Source organism: Salinigranum halophilum, from assembly GCF_007004735.1.
Classification (GTDB): domain Archaea; phylum Halobacteriota; class Halobacteria; order Halobacteriales; family Haloferacaceae; genus Salinigranum; species Salinigranum halophilum.
Genome location: NZ_ML660182.1, coordinates 568226 through 587917, shown reverse-complemented (window position 1 = coordinate 587917; position 19692 = coordinate 568226). Strand labels below are relative to the sequence as shown.

At 66.8% G+C, this 19692-nt stretch carries 15 protein-coding genes; 10 read left to right on the top strand and 5 right to left on the bottom strand.

All coding sequences use genetic code 11. From position 1 onward, the window contains the following. Nucleotides 1–526 precede the first annotated feature (526 nt). The 3 genes from guaB (at nt 527) to E6N53_RS03035 (ending at nt 3989) form a co-directional block, all read left to right on the top strand. Entirely contained in the window at nt 527–2020 is a 1494-nt protein-coding gene (gene guaB / locus E6N53_RS03045) for an IMP dehydrogenase (RefSeq protein ID WP_142856775.1), read from the top strand. Nucleotides 2021–2105: 85 nt separating this feature from the next. Next, nucleotides 2106–3185 (top strand): TrmB family transcriptional regulator, encoded by a 1080-nt coding sequence (locus E6N53_RS03040; RefSeq protein ID WP_136602395.1) that lies wholly within the window; start codon nt 2106–2108, stop codon nt 3183–3185. Between the two features lie 201 nt (nt 3186–3386). Further along, nucleotides 3387–3989, top strand: coding sequence for a response regulator transcription factor (locus E6N53_RS03035; protein WP_136588963.1), 603 nt, complete (start codon nt 3387–3389; stop codon nt 3987–3989). 25 nt (nt 3990–4014) lie between these two features. On the opposite strand, the gene E6N53_RS03030 is transcribed toward E6N53_RS03035, so the two are convergent. Together E6N53_RS03030 and E6N53_RS03025 are read right to left on the bottom strand one after the other, a co-directional pair. Next, nucleotides 4015–5166, bottom strand: a complete 1152-nt coding sequence (locus E6N53_RS03030) for a pyridoxal phosphate-dependent aminotransferase (RefSeq protein ID WP_142856773.1) — start codon at nt 5164–5166, stop codon at nt 4015–4017. Further along, nucleotides 5163–5651 carry an Lrp/AsnC family transcriptional regulator gene (locus tag E6N53_RS03025; protein WP_142856771.1) on the bottom strand — a complete coding sequence of 163 codons (489 nt, stop codon included), beginning with the start codon at nt 5649–5651 and terminating at the stop codon, nt 5163–5165. Before E6N53_RS03025 ends, E6N53_RS03030 begins: the two co-directional genes overlap by 4 nt. A 186-nt stretch (nt 5652–5837) precedes the next feature. Here E6N53_RS03025 and E6N53_RS03020 point away from each other — a divergent pair, with 186 nt between their 5' ends. The 6 genes from E6N53_RS03020 to E6N53_RS02995 are packed head-to-tail and all read left to right on the top strand — an operon-like array spanning nt 5838 to nt 13487. Then, the gene (locus tag E6N53_RS03020; RefSeq protein WP_142856769.1) at nt 5838–7640 is read left to right on the top strand and encodes a vWA domain-containing protein; all 1803 of its coding nucleotides are present in this window, start codon (nt 5838–5840) and stop codon (nt 7638–7640) included. Then, entirely contained in the window at nt 7640–10024 is a 2385-nt protein-coding gene (locus E6N53_RS03015; protein ID WP_142856767.1) for a VWA domain-containing protein, read from the top strand. Before E6N53_RS03020 ends, E6N53_RS03015 begins: the two co-directional genes overlap by 1 nt. Beyond that, the gene (locus E6N53_RS03010; RefSeq protein WP_142856765.1) at nt 10021–10635 is read left to right on the top strand and encodes a chromosome partitioning protein; all 615 of its coding nucleotides are present in this window, start codon (nt 10021–10023) and stop codon (nt 10633–10635) included. The genes E6N53_RS03015 and E6N53_RS03010 overlap by 4 nt, the downstream gene beginning before the upstream one ends. Continuing rightward, complete coding sequence (locus E6N53_RS03005; protein ID WP_142856763.1) at nt 10635–11687, top strand: DUF7502 family protein; 1053 nt, start codon at nt 10635–10637, stop codon at nt 11685–11687. The genes E6N53_RS03010 and E6N53_RS03005 overlap by 1 nt, the downstream gene beginning before the upstream one ends. Next, nucleotides 11684–12625 carry an AAA family ATPase gene (locus E6N53_RS03000; protein WP_136588956.1) on the top strand — a complete coding sequence of 314 codons (942 nt, stop codon included), beginning with the start codon at nt 11684–11686 and terminating at the stop codon, nt 12623–12625. Before E6N53_RS03005 ends, E6N53_RS03000 begins: the two co-directional genes overlap by 4 nt. Before the next feature lies 1 nt (nt 12626). Continuing rightward, nucleotides 12627–13487, top strand: a complete 861-nt coding sequence (locus tag E6N53_RS02995) for a DUF58 domain-containing protein (RefSeq protein WP_136588955.1) — start codon at nt 12627–12629, stop codon at nt 13485–13487. Nucleotides 13488–13812: 325 nt separating this feature from the next. On the opposite strand, the gene E6N53_RS02990 is transcribed toward E6N53_RS02995, so the two are convergent. The 3 genes from E6N53_RS02990 to E6N53_RS02980 all read right to left on the bottom strand — a co-directional run bounded on the left by E6N53_RS02990 (nt 13813) and on the right by E6N53_RS02980 (nt 17360). Then, nucleotides 13813–15243, bottom strand: a complete 1431-nt coding sequence (locus E6N53_RS02990; RefSeq protein ID WP_142856761.1) for a dihydroorotase — start codon at nt 15241–15243, stop codon at nt 13813–13815. A 56-nt stretch (nt 15244–15299) separates the two neighbouring features. Continuing rightward, nucleotides 15300–15743: a hypothetical protein gene (locus E6N53_RS02985; protein ID WP_142856759.1), complete on the bottom strand. Its 444-nt coding sequence runs from the start codon at nt 15741–15743 to the stop codon at nt 15300–15302. 81 nt (nt 15744–15824) lie between these two features. Continuing rightward, nucleotides 15825–17360 carry a uracil-xanthine permease family protein gene (locus E6N53_RS02980; protein WP_201741057.1) on the bottom strand — a complete coding sequence of 512 codons (1536 nt, stop codon included), beginning with the start codon at nt 17358–17360 and terminating at the stop codon, nt 15825–15827. A gap of 230 nt (nt 17361–17590) precedes the next feature. Here E6N53_RS02980 and E6N53_RS02975 point away from each other — a divergent pair, with 230 nt between their 5' ends. Then, nucleotides 17591–19519: a CocE/NonD family hydrolase gene (locus E6N53_RS02975; protein ID WP_142856757.1), complete on the top strand. Its 1929-nt coding sequence runs from the start codon at nt 17591–17593 to the stop codon at nt 19517–19519. The last annotated feature ends 173 nt before the right edge of the window (nt 19520–19692 follow it).

The following is a 19692-nucleotide window of genomic DNA, read 5'->3' as shown; positions in this document are numbered from 1 at the left end:
AAACGGCGATACGGGCGCAAACCCGACCCGGACTCGCACTGAACGTCCTCGGAGAGGGCGTTGGGGCCGTTGGTGGGTTTAAATGTGCGTGCCATCGCTGTAAAGAATCGGCTGCCGGAGGAGTGGGTCGACTGACCGGCACTGTAGGTCGCGATGGAACGCTCGGAGTCCATGTTCGAAGGATGCTGGAGTAGGATATTAAAGATTGTGTGGGACTCGCCCGCACGTCACAAGAGAACAGTCGCTCTCCGCGCGCTTGAGTGAAGGATGCTCGGCGATACCCCCAGATAGAGTGAGGAATCGTCGCCAGCTCCGCCGTACCCGAGCAATTATTGCTCCGACTCGACCGTTTATATGGTCGACCAGCCGCCACGGCCGTCCTCCGGCGGGAGCCAGTTCCGACCGGCCGATGGGGTGTCACGTTGAATACACACGACCGTGGGTATCTCGTGGCGCGTGGGTGCCAGCACCACCCACACACGTGCGTTCTCGCAACGCTTTTGTCGCCCGCTCGTTGACGGTTTATATGGCGAAGGACGCTGACTCAGGTCTGTTCTCGGAGAAACTCCGCGTGCCGGAGGCGTTGACGTTCGACGACGTCCTCCTCCGACCGATGGAGTCGCGGGTCGAACCGGACGACGCCGACGTGTCGACGCGCGTCTCGCGGAACGTCACACTCAACATCCCGGTGCTGTCGGCGGCGATGGACACCGTCACCGAGGCCGGAATGGCCATCGGGATGGCCCGCAACGGCGGACTCGGCGTGCTCCACCGTAACATGACCGTCGAAGAGACGGCCGCACAGGTCGAGGCAGTCAAGCGTGCCGACGAACTGTTCATCCGTCGCGAGGACGTCGTCACCGCGTCGCCCACCCAGACCGTCCGCGAGGTGGACGAGATGATGGAGCGCGCGGGCGTCTCCGGCGCGCCCGTCGTCGACGAGGACGACACCGTCTTGGGTATCATCTCCGGGACGGACATCCGGCCGTTCCTCGAAGTCGGCGAGTCCGACCAGGTGACCGAGGCGATGACGGACGAGGTCATCACGGCGACGAAGGACGTCACGGCGCGCGAGGCGCTCGAACTCATGTACGACCACAAAATCGAGCGCGTCCCCATCGTCGACGGGTCGGACCACCTCGTCGGGCTGGTCACGATGCAGGGCATCCTCCAGCGCCGCGAGCACGAGGAGGCCGCCCGCGACAGCGAGGGCCGGCTCAGAGTCGGGGTCGCCGTCGGCCCCTTCGAGGAGGAGCGCGCCGTCGCCGCCGACGATGCCGGTGCGGACGTGCTGTTCATCGACTGCGCACACGCGCACAACCTCAACGTGCTCGACGCCGCGCGAGCCATCAAAGAGGAGGTCGACGCGGACGTCGTCGTCGGCAACATCGGCACCAAGGAGGCCGCCGAGGCCTGTGTCGACTTCGCCGACGGCCTGAAGGTCGGCATCGGTCCCGGCTCCATCTGTACGACGCGTGTCGTCACCGGCGCGGGGATGCCGCAGATCACGGCCGTCGCCGAGGTGGCCGACGTCGCCGCCCCGGAGGGCGTCCCGGTCATCGCCGACGGCGGCATCCGCTACTCGGGCGACGCCATCAAGGCCGTCGCCGCCGGTGCCGACGCCGTCATGCTCGGCTCGTACTTCGCCGGGACGGAGGAAGCTCCTGGTAGGGTCATCACGATGAACGGGAAGAAGTACAAGCAGTACCGAGGGATGGGCTCCGTCGGCGCGATGCGCTCCGGCGGCGGCGACCGGTATCTGAAAGACGCCGACGAGGACGAGGAGTTCGTCCCCGAGGGGGTCGAGGCCGCGACGCCGTACAAGGGGACGCTCGCCTCCGAACTCCACCAGCTCGTCGGCGGCATGAAGTCCGGGATGGGCTACGTCGGTGCCGAGACGCTTCCCGGCTTCAAAGAACGCGCCCGACTCGTCCGCATCTCCGCGGCCGGCCAGACGGAGGGCCACCCGCACGACGTGATGATTACGGACGAGGCACCGAACTACAGCCCCGACCAGTAGAGCCGACACGCTCGCTGCCGGGCGGTTGCGTCGGCCCCGAGTAACGAAGGTTATTACGCTCGGGAAGCGTTGTGACACACAGTCGATGAATACGGCCGAACTCCGCGCGGCACTGGAAGAGGCTGGGCTCTCGCAGTACCAAGCAGAGGCGTACAATACACTGTTGCAACTCGGTGCGGCGAGCGCGACCGAAATCGCCGACGCCTGCGCCGTCCCGACTGCCCGAATCTACGACGTGCTCCGTGACCTCGAGGGCAAGGGGTACATCGAGACGTACGAGCAGGACAGCCTCCACGCCCGCGCACGTGACCCGAACGAGGTACTCGCCGACCTCCGCGAGCGCGCGACCATGCTGACCGAGGCTGCCGAAGAGATCGAAGAGCGCTGGCAGGAGCCGGCGGTCGACACGCACAAGGTGAGCATCGTCAAGCGCTTCGACACCGTCTTCGACAGGGCGGCGGCGCTCATCAGCGAGGCGGAGAACGAGGTCCAACTCGCGGTGACGCCGGCGCAGTTCGAGGAGCTCCGCCCCTCGCTCCGCCGGGCGTTCGACAACGGCGCTATCATCAAACTCTCGATACACACCGACGAGGAGAGCGACCCCATCCCGGCGGTCTCGCGCTTCGACGGTGTCGTCACCGAGGTCCGGAACCGGACGCTCCCGACGCCGTTCGTCGCGCTCGTCGACCGGACCACCACGTGTTTCGCGCCGCACGCACACTCGCTGAACCAGTACGGGGTGCTGGTCGACGACTACACGCTCACGTACGTCTTTCACTGGTACTTCCTCACCTGTCTGTGGGAGGTGTGGGACACGGTCTACTCCTCGCGGTCGGCGTCGCTCCCTCTCGACTACGCCGACATCCGCCAGTGCGTTCGCGAAATCGAGCCGCTGTTGAACGATGGGGCGCGCATCCGGGTCGCCGTCGATGGGTTCGACACGGAGACGGGCGAGCCGATGTCGTTCATCGGTCACGTCACCGACGTCCGCTACTCGGGCGGGGCTTCATCGAACGGCGCTCCGGCGCTGTCACAGCTGGCGGGACAGGTGAGCCTGACTGTCATCTCCGAGGGCCGTGCGTACTCCGTCGGCGGCTGGGGATCGGTGCTCGAGGACGTCGAGGCGACGCGCATTACCGTTCGTGAGATGACCGAGATGCGGTGAGCTGTCAGTGGGTTCATAACAAGCGAGCGGACCGGGGCAGGAATAATTATATGTTGTCCGCTCTACGTTGCGATACACCCATGCGAACCCCGCCGTCGGGTCTCGACACGACGACCACCCCTCTCGAGCGCGAGGCGCGTTCACACCGGCTCACCACCGCTCCCTCGACGAGTCTTCGAGAGGTACGACATCCCCTCACCAATGAGTGACGAGAAACCCGTCGTTCTCATCGTTGAAGACGAGCCCGACCTCGCGGACCTGTACGCGACCTGGCTCGACGACGAGTACGACGTCCGGGTCGCCTACGGCGGCCGCGAGGCGCTCGAGAAACTCGACGAGAGCGTCTCGGTCGTCCTCCTCGACCGCCGGATGCCGGACCTCTCCGGCGACGAAGCCCTCGCCGAGATCCGCTCGCGCGGCTTCGACTGCCGGGTGGCGATGGTCACGGCCGTCGAACCCGACTTCGACATCGTCGCGATGGGGTTCGACGACTACCTCGTCAAGCCCGTCTCGAAGGACGCCCTCCACGAGACGACCTCGAACCTCCTCTTGCGGAGCGCGTACGACAGCGGCGTCCAGGAACTGTTCTCGCTCGCCTCGAAGAAGGCGCTGCTCGAGTCTGAGAAAGGGCCAACGGCGCTCTCGGAGAGCGAGGAGTACCGACAACTCGACGAACAGCTCTCGACGCTCCGGAGCGAACTCGACGAGACGCTCAGTCAGTTCGACGAGGGCGACGACGTCTCCGCGCTCTACCGCGACCTCGGCCGCGGTGTCGAGTTCGAGAGCGACGACGAGACGGAGTGAGGAGCAGACGACGCGGAGACGCCCGTTACGCGACCGACCACTGTTCGGCGACGAACGCCTCGATACGGTTCAGCGCCTCTTTCAACTCGCCCATCCCCGTCGCGTACGAGACGCGAAGATGTCCCTCGCCACCCTCACCGAAGACGCTCCCCGGCACGAGCGCGACCTCCTGTTCTCGCAGTAGCGCCTCGGCGAACTGTTCGTCATCGCCGCCACAGTAGGGGAACGCGTAGAACGCACCCTTCGCCTCGAAGCAGTCCAGCCCCATCTCGTTGAATCGCGAGATGACGAACCGCCGGCGGCGGTCGAACTGGGTGCGCATCTCCTCGACGTCGTCGTCGCAGCTCCGCAACGCCTCGACGGCGGCGTGCTGGGCCGTCGTCGGCGACGAGAGCATGGTGTACTGGTGGATGCGGTTCATCGCCGTCACGGCGTCGGCGGGGCCGAGTGCGAAGCCGAGTCGAAGGCCGGTCATCGCGTGGGTCTTCGAGAAGCCGTTGAAGACGACGGTCCGCTCGCGCATCCCCGGCAGCGAGGCGATGGAGGTGTGTTCGTCGTCGTAGCGGAGTCCCGCGTAGATCTCGTCGGAGAGGACGACGAGGTCGTGCTCGCGACAGAAGGACGCGACCTCAGCCAGTTCGGCTTCGGTCATCACCGCACCCGTCGGGTTGTTCGGGTAACAGAGCATGAGGACGTCGGCGTCCTCGGCACCCGCCGTGGAGAGGGCCTCCGTCGTGAGCACGAAGTCGTCCTCGCGGACGGTCGGCACGCCGAGCGCCTCACCGCCGGCGAACGTCACCGTCGGCACGTACGAGATGTACGACGGCTGCGGGACCGCGACGACGTCGCCGGGGTCGACGACCGAGCGAACCGCGAGGTCGACGGCCTCGCTCGCGCCCGTCGTCACCAGCACCTCCTCGTCGGGGTCGTAGTCGAGGTCCCACCGGCGGACGTATCTCGAAATCTCCTCGCGGAGCGGCTTCATCCCGCGGTTCGAGGTGTAGGAGGTCTTCCCCTGTTCGAGGGAGTCGATCGCCGCGGTCCGAGCGGCCCACGGCGTGCTGAAGTCGGGCTCGCCCACGCCGAGCGAGATGACGTCGTCCATCTCCTCGGCGATCTCGAAGAAGCGCCTGATGCCCGACGGAGGGATGGCCTCCACGCGCTGGGACCGCTTCATGGCGAGAAACTCAGGCGGTCGTCGTCGGTGTGGTCGCCGAACTCGATGCCGCGCTCTTTGTACGTGTCCATCACGAAGTGCGTCACCGTCTGTGTGACCTCGGGAATGGGCGCGATGCGCTCGGAGACGAACATCGACACGTCGTGCATCGAGTCACCCACCACCTCGACGGCGAAGTCGTAGTCGCCGGAGACGAGTTTCAGATCCGAGACCTCGGGGAACTTCGCGATGCGGGCGGAGATGTCCGTGTACTTCGTCTCGCGGTCGAGTTCCACGTTGAGTTCGACCATCGCTGTCACCCGCTCGCCCTCGATGTTGTCCCAGTCGACGATGGCCTGGTAGCCACGGATGACGCCCTCGTCTTCGAGCTCCGCGATGAGTGCTTCGACTGCTGCGTCCTCCATGCCGAGCTGCCGAGCGATGTCGGCGGTGCTCTCGCGCGCGCTGTGCTGCAGCAGGTCGAGCAGTTCCCGCTTCTCGTCCATACGAATCCGCGTGCCCGCATGCAGTAAAGCGTTTGCGAACCGTCAGGGCTCGGGCGAGAGGCGTCGTCGCGGGGGACTCGGCTCGGAGGCGGGCGAGACTCCGGTCGGTGACCGGTGTCGGCTGCGGTGGGCGGCAGCGCAGGGACAGCACAAAACCAATACGTACCGGGCTCATTCACCGTTCCAATGGTCCTCTCCGACGTCTTTCTCGCGCCACTGGGGCTCCTCGCCCTCCTGACGGTGCCGCCGCTGGTGGTGTTGTACCTCGTCAAGCCCGAACCCGAGCGGGTCGAGCTCCCCACGCTGCAGTTTCTCACGGAGCAGCTGGGCCAGTCGGCGTCGAGCCCCCTCCTCGAGCGACTGCTCCGGAGCCTGCTGCTCGTCATCCAGGTGGTCGCGCTGGTGTTGCTGGCGACGTCGCTCGCGGCCCCGTACATCTCGGTCTCCGAGGAGACGACCGTCGAGGAGACGGTGCTCGTCGTCGACGGGAGCGGGTCGATGACGGCGTCCGACGGCGGCACCACCCGCTTCGGACAGGCGGTCGCGGCCGCGACCGAGGAGGTCACGGGGACGACGAGCGTGGTGTACGCGGCGGGTGAACCGCGCATCGCTGCCCGCGCCGTCCCGCCCGACGACGCGCGGACGGCGCTCTCTGACCTCCAAGTGACGGCGACGAACGGCGACCTCCGGGCCGCGCTCTCGACGGCGTCTGCCATCGCGGGTGAGAACGCCCAGATCGTCGTACTGAGCGACTTCGCCGACGAGTCCGACTGGCCCGACGCCGTTCAGGCCGCGCGGGCACAGGGGCTCCGCGTGGAACTCCGCCAGTTCGCCGCCGGCGGCGCGGACAACGTCGGCATCATCGACGCGCGCTTCACGGGTCGAGAGGTCACGGTCTCCGTGAAGAACTACGGGCGCGAACGTGTCCAGCGCGCGCTCACCGTCGGGAATCAGCGCGCGGAACTCACGCTGGCACCGGGCGACGTCACGACGGCGACCTTCACCGTTCCGGCGGGCGGGGGGCAGCTCCGGCTGACGCCCACCGACTCGTTCAGCCTCGACGATACCGTCTACCTCGCCGCCCCGGAGGACGCGACCATCGACGTGCTCCTCTTGACGAACGACCGGAACCGGTATCTGGCGACGGCGCTGTCGGTCATCCCCGAGGTCGAACTGACGGTCGACGAGCCGCCGACGACAGTCGACAGCGGGGCGTACGACGTCATCGTCTACAGCAACGTCGACCCCTCACGGCTCCTCCGGGGGAACGTCGCGGCCGGCCGCGACCTGCTCGAAGCCGGCGGGGGGGTCGCCATCCAGGCGCAACCGAACCTCCCCGACAGATACGGCGACCTGCTCCTCATCGAGCCGACGGGGACCGGCCAGAGCCCCGCCATCCGGCGGACCGCCTCCGGCCCGCTGACGCGCGACATCACGTTCTCACCGCCCGAGACGTACATCTCGGGGCCGCTCAGAGCGGGGCAACCCGCCGTCGAACTGGGCGACGGCTCGCCGCTCATCGCCACTGCCGACCGCGGCTCCGGCCGGCTCCTCTACTACGGCTACATCGAGGAGTCGTCGTCGTTCAAGTTCAACTTCCAGTACCCGGTGTTTTGGAAGCGGTCGGTGTTCTACCTGGCCGGTCGCGACACCCTCCCTGAGCTGAACCGACCAGCCGGCGACAGGCTCCAGTTCGACGGCGAGACGCGCATCCAGACGCCCAGCGGGACGGTGACCCAGACGGGAGTCGTCCTCGACCAGACCGGCTACTACCGCGTCGGCGAGCGCCGCATCGGCGTCTCGCTCTTGAGCGAGCCCGAGTCGGACGTCGGGGCGACGTCGCTCGACGAACGGAGCGAGCGTGCCGGCGTCTCCGTGCGCGAGGAGACCCGGCTCGTGCCGCGACCGGTGACGGAGTTCGTGGCGGGGGCGGCGCTCCTCGTCACCCTGCTCGAACTGGCCTACCTGCGGCGACGGGGTGACCTCTGATGGAGGGGCTCGTCGTCGCCCTCCAGACCGAGGTCACGCTCGGCGACGCCGTCGTGGGGCTCGAACGCCCGTTGGCGCTCGTCGCGCTCCCCGTCGTCCTCGCCGCGCTCTGGTGGCTCGTCATGCGCGGGGAGGGGACGGCCTCGACGCGGAGTCGCCGGCTCGTGTTCGCGTCGCGGGTGCTCGTCGCCGTCCTCCTCGTGACGGCCGCCGCCGGGCCGTTCACCGTGGTGACGCGAGAGACCACCGGCGACCCCCGAGTGACGCTGCTCGCCGACCGCTCCGAGAGCATGCAGGTGAACCAGAACGTCACCGAGCGGCTCGCCACCAACATCGAAGAGGAGGGCGTCCCCGTGACCGTCGCGACTATCGGCGACGGGACACAGTCGCGAATCGGTGACGGCGTCGCCGCGAACCTCAGAGAGAACGGGAGCGTCGTCCTCGTCTCCGACGGACGGGTGACCGACGGGCGGAGCCTCGGTTCCGCCGCGGACCTCGCGACCTCGTTGAACGCGACGGTGAGCACCGTCGACCTCGACACCGACGAGCCGGAGCGGTACGTCACGGTGTCGGGGCCGGCGAAGGCGGCCGCGGGTGTCGAGAGCACCTTCCTCGTCCGCGTCGACGGGACGGAACTCGGCGCGGACGGCGGCATCTCACAGCTGACCGTCACCGCCGACGGAGAGGAGGTGCTCTCTCGGGAGATCAACGGCAGCGGCTCCGTCGACTTCTCGTACACCTTCGACAGCGTCGGCTCCCATCGGATAACGGCGAACGTCTCCGGCCCCGACACGTTCGAGCAGAACAACGTCTACCGGAAGACCGTCCGTGTCGTCCAGCGGCCGAAGGTCCTGTACGTCTCGCGGGGTCGCTACCCGCTTCAGGACTACCTCTCGTCGCTGTACGACGTCGAACGCGCCCAGTCGGTCCCCGAGGACCTCGACGAGTACTACGCGGTCGTCTTACAGGACACGCGGGCACAGGACGTCGGGAACGTCGACACCCTCCAGCGGTTCGTCATCGACGGCAACGGCCTCGTGGTCGTCGGTGGCGACAACTCCTTCGAGAACGGCGGGTACGAGGGCTCCTCCGTCGCGTCGATGCTGCCCGTCACGTTCGGCGAGGCCTCAGCGGGGAGCGCGACGGTCGTCCTCGCCATCGACATCTCGGGAAGCGCCGAGTCGGGGATGCGCCTCCAGAAGTCCATCGCGCTCGACGCGCTCGACCAGCTCGGCGACGAGAACACCGTGGGCATCGTCGCGTTCAACTACCAGGCGTACTCGGTGGCCGAGCCCCAGTCGCTCGCGGAGAACCGCGGGTTCCTCGAGGACCGCATTCGGAGGCTGGAGAGCGGCGGGGCGACGAGTATCTCCTCCGGCCTCCGCGGGGCCGAGGAGATGCTCGGCGGCGAGCAGGGGACGGTCATCCTGCTCTCGGACGGTCAGGACAGCGTGGGCGAGGCGGCGACCGTCGCGAACCAACTCGGCTCGCGGGGGACCCGCGTCATCACCGTCGGTGCCGGCCGCTCCATCGACGAGCGGACCCTCCAGCGCATCGCCTCCCAGTCGGGCGGGACGTACTTCCGCGCCACCGAAACCGACCGACTCCGGCTCTTCTTCGGGGGGAGTTCGCGGCAGTTCGAGGGCGAGGGACTCACCATCGTCGACCCGAACTCGTTCATCACGAGCGGGGTCACGCTCGAATCGAACCCGAGCGCAGCGAACGACGTCGCCATCCGGCGCGGGGCGGACTTCCTCGTCGCCACCGGCGACGGGACCCCGGCCGTCGCCTCGTGGCGCTACGGCCTGGGGCGGGTCGCGACCGTCACGGCCTACGGCTCCGACGGGACCCTCGACGGGCTCCTCCAGCAACCGGACTCGCTGCTCGTCACCAAGACGGTGAACTACGCCATCGGCGACCCCGAACGGAAGACCGAGGGCGTCGCGGACGTCACGGACACCCGCGTTGGAGAGTCGACGACGGTGACCTTCCGGGGGACCACTCGCCCCGAGAGCGACGAGGTCGAGTTCAGACAGACGTCGACGGGCGTCTATCAGGCGACGCTCACGCCGACCGAAGCGGGATACGACGACGTCCTCGACGCCACGTACGCGGTGAACTACCCCCGCGAGTACGGCGCGTTCGGACAGGCCGCGGAGCTACGTTCGGTGGTCCAGTCGACGGGCGGACGACAGTTCGAGCCGAACGAGGCGGCGGCCATCGTCGAGTTCGCTCGCCAGGAGTCCACCCGCGTCCGCGAACTGGAGCAGTCGTGGACCTGGCTCGCGATTCTGCTCGCGCTCGTGTTGTACTTCAGCGAAGTCGTGCTCCGTCGTCTTCAAGTGTACCGGGGCCGAAGCCGCAGTGAGAGTGGTCTGACATGAGCGCCCTCGGCTCCTCCATCAACCTCGCCCTCGTCGTCCTCGTCGCCACGTCAGTCGTCGGGACGGCGGGTGCCACGATGTACTATCAGCACTCCGTCGAGCAACTCGACACGCAGAACCAGGAGCTCCGCGAGCGGAACGGCGAGCTCCGGAGCGAGCTGGAGACGACGCGGGAACGGCTCGACGCGACACGGACGCAGCTGCGCGAGCTGAACCAGAGCCTCCAGACCACGAGGGGCGACGTCTCACAGGTCTCAGAGAGTCTCGACGAGACCGAAGACCAGCTCCAGTCGACCCAGAGCGAACTCTCACAGACCTCCTCTGAGCTCAGTGCGACGAGAGAGGACCTCTCGGAGGCGCGCAGCCGCGCCGACTCGCTCCAGTCGGAGGTCCAAGAGCTCGAGGAGCGAGAGGAGGACCTGGAAGCCGAGCGGAACGAGCTCGAACAGCAGGTAGACGAACTGCAGAGCGAGCGGGACAGACTAGAGGACGAGCGGGACGAACTGCGGAACGAGCGGGACACGCTGGAGGACCGAGTGGATACCCTACAGGACCGAATCAACCGCATCTGTAGCCAGGCCGTCGAGCCCAAGCCGGCTGCGTGTAACTGATGGACGGGAACGACGCCCCCCGACAGGACGGGGGTGAGAACCAGGGCTGGCTCGAGCGCCGTCGCCAGCGGAACCGTGCCGCGAGCGAGCGCGACCAGGCCGAACGCCGCGAACGTGCCCAGGCCGCACAGGACGACCAGTACCGCGCGGCCCTCCAGAAGCAGCGCGCGGCCACCGAGTCGGGAGCCTCCCCCGAGACCCGGATGCAGCGTGCGCTCGCGGAGGTCCGCCGTGAGGGGTACAAGGTCGCCGTCATCTACGCCGCCGTCGACGCCGCCCTCGCGGTGCTCGTGGTGAACCTCCTCCTCCAAGTGACGAAGCCCGAACAGCTCCCGACAACGCTCCCGTGGCCGCGCGTCGTCTTCGACGCCATCGTGGGGTACACCGGCGCGCCGCCCGCACCGTTGCAGACGTCTGTCGTCGTCGGCCTCCTCGCGGGGGTCGCCGTCTTCGTCGGCGAGGTCATCGCGCGGACGCGCCGCCCGCTCGTCGAGCAGTTCGAGGGGGCGAACCCGGGCGTGCAGGACGCGTTGCGGACGGCCCGCGACACCGTCAGGGCGGGCCGGGACTCCCGGATGGCGCTCGCGCTCTACGAGGACGTCCTCGCACGCCTCGGTCGGACGTCGAGCATCGGCCTCGTGAACGTCAAGCGCGTCCTCCTGACCGTGGTCGTCATCTCCGTGGTGAGCCTCGCCAGCATCCAGGTGGCGGTGGTCGACCTCGACGTCCGCGACTTCAACGCCGACGAGGGCGTCGACGGGAGCGACAGGACCTCCGAGTACGAGGGGCTCCAGGACGCCAGCGGTGTGCTGGGCGACCCCGAAGACGTCTCGGCGGGCGAGGAGACGTTGAACACGACGCTCTCGACACAGGGAGGCGGCGACGACGGGAGCGAGAGCGCCGCCGCGGCGTACGATTCGAGTGGGTTCGCCGGCAGCGGCGACGTCGAGGGACAGGAGGCCGGGTTCGCCGAGAGCGAACAGCTCGAGGACGCCGAACTCATCCGGGAGTACAACCTGCAGATACGCGAAACAGACGATAGCGATACATGAGTGATATCGAACATCTCCAGTCGAAGCTGAGTCAGGTCCGTGAAGAAGTCGGAAAGCGCATCGTCGGCCAGACGGACGTCATCGAACAACTCCTGGTCTGTGTCCTCGCCGACGGGAACGCGCTGCTCGAATCGAACCCCGGACTCGGCAAGACGTCGATGATCCGGACCCTCTCGGAGGTGACGGACCTGCAGTTCTCGCGCATTCAGAACACGCCGGACCTGATGCCCTCCGACATCACGGGTACCGAAATCATCCGCGAGACGGACGGCGACCGGGAGTTCGTCTTCGAGAAGGGTCCGGTGTTCGCGAACATCGTCCTCGCCGACGAGATCAACCGCGCCACACCCAAGACGCAGGCGGCGCTCCTCGAAGCGATGCAGGAGAAACAGGTGACCGCGGCGGGCGAGACGTACGACCTCCCCCGGCCCTTCTTCATCCTCGCCACCCAGAACCCCATCGACCAGGGTGGTACCTACGCGCTGCCCGAGGCCCAGACCGACCGGTTCCTCCTCAAGATACTCGTCGACTACCCCTCCTTCGAGGAGGAGCGACAGATCGTCCGCCTGTACACCGAAGGCGGACGGGTCCCCGACGTCGAGCGTGTGCTCAGCCGCGAGGAGATTCAGGAGGTCCAACAGCTCGTCAGGGAGGTGCCCATCGCCGACGACCTCCGCGACCGGGCGGTGAACCTGGCGCGGGCGACCCGCGAGCACGACCAGATCGAGTACGGCGCGAGTCCGCGGGCGAGTATGGCGCTCGTCCTGACGGGGAAGGCCCGGGCGTTCCTGCAGGGGCGGACCCACGTCAAGTGGGAGGACATCGCGGCGATGGCCGCGCCGGTCCTCCGTCACCGCATCATCATCGACTTCCGCGCCGAACGCGAGGGGCTAGACGCCGACGACGTGGTGGAATCCATCGTCGCACAGGCCAGCTGAGATGACCATCGACCCCGGCTTCCTCGACGAACTCGACCGCTTCGACTCGTCGATGAAGCGCGAGACCACCTCTCAGCATCAGGGTGAACAGGAGTCGCCCGACATCGGCGAGGGACTCACGTTCTCGGACTATCGACGCTACGCGCCCGGTGACGACACGCGCCTCATCGACTGGAAGCTCTACGCGCGGACGGAGGAGTACTTCATCAAACAGTACGAAGAAGAGCGCAACCTCACGGTGCACGTCCTCGTCGACTCCTCGTCGTCGATGGACTTCGGCGCGGGCGACGAGCACAAGTTCGAGTACGCGGCGAAGCTCGGGCTCGGCTTCTGTTACCTCACCGCACAGGAGAACAACGACTTTCGGTTCTCGGTGTTCGGCGACGACTACGAGCGCCTCGACACCGGCCGCTCCAACAGCGGCGAACTCCTCCGGGTCATCGACCTCCTGAACGAACAGGAACTCGGCGGACGGACCGACTTCCGCAACGCCCTCGAGAGCTACACCACGAGCATCTCCAGCCGGTCGCTCGTCGTCGTCCTCTCTGACTTCCTCGGTGACCTCGACGACATCGAGGAGGGGCTGGCGGCGCTCGCGCGGAACGAACTCGTGACGGCACAGGTCCTCTCTCCGGACGAACTCGACCCCGACGTCATGGGCGATACGGTCTTCGAGGAGCCCGAGACCGAACAGGAACTCCGCACCTACTTCGGCGGGCGACTCGCCCAGCAGTACCGGTCGCGTCTCGACCAGTTCACCGGGGAGGTGGCCGAGCGCGCGAGCGACCTCCGGGCGACACACGCGCTCGTGAACACCGGCGAGGACTTCTTCGACTCGTTCGCGTCGCTGTGGGTGGAGTAGGCCGCGACGACCGAGTAGTACAAGAACTTCTCTAACGCTTTCGGAGAACGAGGCCGTCGAGCGGAGACCGCGTCGTGTGTCGCAGACGCTCGCATCTCGCCTGCTTGACGCTCACGTCAACTGATTTGCGCCAGAGCGAGGAGTATCACTGTGAGCACAGACACCGGCGCACTGACGACCTAAGAGGCGACGTCACAGGCCGCAAAACGGTGTTTCGGCCGGTTTCTCGGCGATTCGCCGATTCCGCGATGCGTCGGTGTGAAATCGACGGCTGGGCCGTTTCTATACAGAAATAAATGAACTTCGGCGGGTGTCGCAGACGCGCTCAGTTACTCGGGACGCCCTCGTCGTACCGGGGCAGGTAGTCGCGGCCACCCTTGTCGGCGAGGAGTTCGCCCTCTTCGACGACGACCTCACCGCCGACGATGGTGTGGGTCGGGAGGCCCGTCAGTTCCATCCCGTGGAACGTCGAGTAGCCCGGTTCCATCGTGTGGTAGAAGTCGTCGTCGACGACAGCCGACTTCTCGAGGTCGACGATGACCATGTCGGCGTCGGAGCCCTCGGCGATGGCACCCTTCCGTGGGTAGAGCCCCCAGCGCTTGGCGTTGTTCGTCGAACAGACCTCGACGCAACGCTCCATCGAGATACGGTTCTTGTTCACGCCCTCGGACATCATCACGGGCAGGAGGTACTCGATGCCGTTGTTGTCGCCGGGGATGGCCTCCCACATGTCGCCGTGTTTACCCTCACCCTTCTCCTTGAATTCGATCTTGTGCGGGCAGTGGTCCGTGCCGACGTAGTCGACGACCCCGGTGCGGATGCCCTCCCAGAGTCGCTTGACGCTCGCGTCGCCTCGGAGCGGCGGCGAAATCTTCCCCCACGTGCCGAGTTCGGTGTCGTGTTTCGTGTGCGATAAGAAGGCGGGTAGGGTCTCGGCGTGGATGTTCACGCCCTTGTCCTGGTAGCGCTCGCAGATGTCGACGCCCTCGCCCGTGCTCATGTGGACGATGTACGACCGCGAGTCGGTGTACTCGGTGAGCATGGCGATCTGCTCGATCTGCATCGCCTCCGCCACGTTGGGCGAGGCCTCGGTCCAGGCTTCGAGGTCGTTCCGTCCCTCCTCCATCAGGTCCTGGCGGAGTTCGTACGCCAGGTCCTCGTTCTCCGCGTGGAACATCACGATGCCGTTGGGCATCTCCGACACCTTGTCGAGGACTCTGTAGGTTCGACCGGCGTCGGAGTGGTCGATGCCTAACTCCGGCGAGGCGTGTTTGTACCAGTTGAAGAAGACCTTGAACGAGCGGATACCCTCCTCGGCGAGGCCTTCGATCTCTGCGACGTGGTGGTCCTGGTGGACGATGGCGTGGTACGCGAAGTCGATGTAGGAGTTCTCCTCCCCCACGGAACGGAAGAAGTCCATGTCCGGGAGGTAGGGGTCGGGTTGCAGCAGGAAGTTCACGACGCTGGTGACGCCGCCGTGGACCGCTCCTCTCGTTTCGGTCTCGAAGTCGTGGGCGAGGCCCTCGTGGTAGTCGAACTCGTATCGGGAGAGCCCCCAGTGGACGTGGGGGTCGATGAACCCCGGCACGAGGTAGTTCCCCTCCGCGTCGATCTCCTCGTCGGCGTCGGGCAGGTTCGCCTCGGTCCCGACCGCGACGATCTTCCCGTCCTTCGCGGCGACGCCGCCGTCGATTGTCCCGCTCGGGGTGACGACCCGCGCGTTCGTGACTCGTAAGTCCGCAGCCTCGGCTGTCATGACATGCGCAGTTCCCCGCAAGAGTATATATAATTACGTGTAGCGAGCGGTGCGAGTCACGTCGACTCGGCCCCAGCGTGTTCTTTTCCGTCCGCCGCTCGAATCAACTCCCCGAGCGTCCGGTGACACTCTTTCGGGTACGTCGGGTAGACCGAGACGGGCTTCGGCTGGTCGTCGACGTACAGCACGAGCTCGTATCGCTTCGTGTACGTCCGGTAGAGGCTCCAGCAGCCGACGAGCACGAAGCCGATGCCGACCAGCGGGTTCCGCGTCGCGACGACGTACGCACCGATGCCAACGAGCAGGAGGCTCATCACGGCGAGGTCCCACTCGACGGGATTGAGCGTGATACGAGCGATGTCGCCCCGGGTGACTTTGAACCCCTGTTCGTCCGCCGGCTGGACGAACACGGTGTCGTCGTCGTAGCCGATCCAGCCACCCGGGCGGAGTGCCATCCGCGTGATGGTCGTCTCCGTCGCCCGCTCCGCGTCGTCGTTCATACTCGGGCGTCGGCGTGGACGCACTTTGCAGTTGTGAGACGGTCACGAAGGAGTGCTGCCGACGGCGACGGTCTCGTTCGTTCAGTCGCCGGCGATGTCCGACTCGGGCGTCTCCCGGCCGAGGAGGCGCTCGTGGAGCGGGACGAACGCGTCGTCGTCCTCGGTGATATCCTCCCACGCGGTCAGTCCGCGCTCGTCGCGGCTGCCGGGGATGGTGTTGTCGAGGACGAACGCCGCGATGCCACCGACGGCGATGGGCGTACCCATGATGATACCGATGGTCTCTGCGACCGCGGGGATACCGAGGACGGCACCGAGGACCGGCACCGACGAGAGACCGGCCTGGAGCGTCGTCTCCGCGCCCTGGACGTTCGAGATGTACTGCGGGATGGAGAGCCCGGCGAACAGCCCGAAGCCGAGGACGAACACGTTACGGTTCTGGTTGAGGTTGACGTACTGGAGCTGTGAGAGCCCGACGCCGACGATCTGTGCGAACATCGCCAGGAAGAGCCCACCGACGATGGCGTTCGGGATGGTCGTCACGAGCGCGCCGAACGCGCCGACGTAGCCGACGACGATCATCACGACGGACCCGACCTGAACGACGTACCGGGAGGCGACGCCGGTGATGCCGATGGCACCGATGTTCTCGGTGTACGACGTGGAGCCGTTACCAGTGCCCATGATGCCCGCGAAGATGTTGCCGAACCCCTCCATGCCGAGGCCGTGGTTGACCCGACGGGAGTTGGGCGCACCCTCACCGGCCATCCGGGCGACGGAGTGGTAGTCGCCGAAGCTCTCGATGGCCGACGCGAGCATCCCGGCGAACATACCGACGACGAACGACCCGGTGAACAGCGGCATCCCCCACTGGAAGGGGACGATGGGTCGGACGGCGGGTGCCTCCGCGACAACGCCCAGGTTGACCAGGTTCGCGACGCCGGCGACGGAGAGCACCACCGCGAGCAGGTACGCGCCACCGAGACCCAACAGCACGGGGAACAGTTTGAACACGCGCGAGTAGCCGTCGAGATACTGTGAGAACAGGACGATGAGGACGAGCGTCAGCCCCGCGAGGTACCAGTTCTGTGAGGCGCTGATGATCTGCGGGACGCTGATGAGCGCCAGTCCGATGAGGGCGATGACCACGCTGATGACGAGTGGGCCGATGAACCGCTTGAGCCGGCCGAAGATGCCGAGATAGCCGATGAGCACCTCGGCGGCCCCGGCGACGATGATGGCTCCCTGGAGTTCGCGCATCATCACCGTCGGGGAGGCGTTACTCGCCGCGAGCACGCCGATAATGGCGAGCGCGGGGCCGAGCATCGAGAACGTCCCCCCCTGGACGATGGGGTAGCGGTTCCCGATGGTCGACTGCGCCAGGGTGGCGATACCGGAGACGACGAAGAACGTCCCGACGAGCTGTGCCGTGTTCGCGGGGTCGAATCCGACCGCCCCCGCGAGGACGAGCGGGATGGCGATGGTCGACCCGACCATCGTCAGCCAGTGTTGGACGCCGAGCAGAATCGACTGCCCGAGCGGTGGCTTGTCGTCGATACCGTACTCGACCATGCTCGACGACCCGCCGTCGGTTCGGAGCGCCGCGTCGTCGCTCATGGTTCCGCCTCGCTGGACCGATGAGTTGGGCTATGGTGCGTCATATGTTAAACGTCGACAGTACGTTACCCCGATTCTCCTGATAAAACTATTGGTGAATACGACTTATTACGCCACGACTCGGCTTTTATTCAGCGTTCTTCCTGTTGGTACTGAGATAAAACGGACGGGGACCCGTGCAGGTGGCCCCGGTCACAAGTTACTTGACGGTCTCCCTGGTCCGTGACATCATGGTCTCACAACCGGAGTACGAGGTCCACGCCGACCTCGACGTGATGATCGAGACGCGCGACGGTACGCGTCTCGCGACGGACATCTATCGACCTGCGGACCCCGACACCCGAGAACCGGTCGACGACCCACTCCCCGTGCTCTTGGACCGGACGCCGTACGGCAAGCGCGGCGCGCAGGGCCGCCACGGCGAGTGGTACGCCTCTCGCGGCTACGTCGTCGCCATCCAGGACGTCCGGGGGAGGTTCGACAGCGAGGGCGACTTCTACATCTGTGCGACGGAGGCCGAAGACGGTGCGGACACCGTCGAGTGGCTCGCCGACCAGCCGTTCTGTGACGGCCAGGTCGCCACACTCGGCACCTCCTACGGCGCGTGGGTCCAGAACGCCCTCGCCACACAGGACCCCGACGGCCTGAGTGGAATGTTCGTCAACATGGGCGCGGCCAACGCGCGCAAGGCGACGTTCCGGCACAACGGGGCCTTCGAACTCCGGTGGCTCTGTTGGGCCTACACCTTGGGAGCGGGGTTCGCCCACGAGTCGCTCGCCGACCCCGAGGTCCAGCAGGTCTTCGCCGACGTCGACGTCCGGGAGGTACTCGAAGACTGGCCACCCCGGCGAGGCGAGACGGCCCTCGCGGAACTGCCCGACTACGACGAGTGGGCGTTCGACATCATGGAGACGGGCGCGGCGAGCGACGACCTGTGGCAGAACCCCGGCGTCAACTTCGAGCGCTACTACGACGAGTCGGCGGACGTCCCCACCGTCTACTCGGGCGGGTGGTACGACTCGTACACCAAGGCGACCTGCGACAACTTCGTCGGGTTGAGCGAGCGGAAAGACGAGGACCACTACCTCATTGTCGGCCCGTGGACCCACCTCGCACGCCTCCCCGGTGGGCACGACCACTCCGAGACCCTTCTGTATCCCCCGTTGACGTGGGAAGTCCCGACCGCGGGCGACCTCGCGTTCGGCGACGACGCCGTCAAGCAGTACCGAGAGACACGCCTCCGCTTCTTCGACCAGTACCTCAAGGGCGATGACGCCTTCGCCGACGAACCGACCGTCCAGTACTTCCTGATGGGGACTGGCGACGGCCGGAAGACCGAAGACGGCCTGCTCTTCCACGGCGGGGAGTGGCGCTCGTCGGAGGAGTGGCCGCCCGCGGAGACCGAGTTCACGCGGTACTACGCTCACGCGGACGGGACGCTCACAGCCGAGGAACCGGACGAGGAGGACTCGTCGACGAGCTACGAGTACGACCCGCTCGACCCGGTTCCGTCGGTCGGCGGCAACTCCTCGTCGTATCTCACGTACGAACCGCGCGAGGAGTCGGTGGGTGCGTACCCGCTCGGTGACCGCAAGCTCATCGACTTCGTCGGTCGGGGGCCGTTCGACCAGCGCGAGCACGAGTGGGTCTGGGGGGACGGCCAGGGGGAACCACTCGAAGCCCGCGACGACGTGCTGACGTTCCGAACCGAACCGCTCGACGAGGACGTCGTCGTCGCCGGCCCCATCCGGGTTCGCGTCTACGGCGAGACGGACGCGGCGGACACCGACTTCACCGCGAAGCTCATCGACGAGTATCCCGCGAGCGACGACTACCCCGACGGCTACGCGCTGAACCTCTGTGACTCCATCTGCCGGGGTCGCTTCCGCGGCTACCGCGACGAACCCGACCCCGTCGAACCGGGGGAGGTGTACGAGTACTACATGGAGCCGTACCCGACGGCGAACGTGTTCGAGAAAGGCCACCGCATCCGACTCGACGTCTCCTCGTCGAACTTCCCGCGGTACGACGTCAACCACAACACCGGCGAGGCGCTGTACGGCGGCGCGGACGACGCCGACCCCGTCGTGGCGACCAACACCGTCCACCACAGCGCGACGCACCCGACGCACGTCGAACTCCCGCTTCAGCCGCGCTAGTCGCGGCGTCGAGCACTCGCCCTGCGGAAATCAGCGGCAGTGGAACTGATTTTGCCGACCGGGGTGCGGAGCGGACCACGCTCGAACCGAGCGGGAGTCCCTCGGTCGTTGTACTCACTCGCTCCTGTGCGCCAGACTGTCCACGCTCGGTTCTGGTGTGCCCGCGTCTGCGG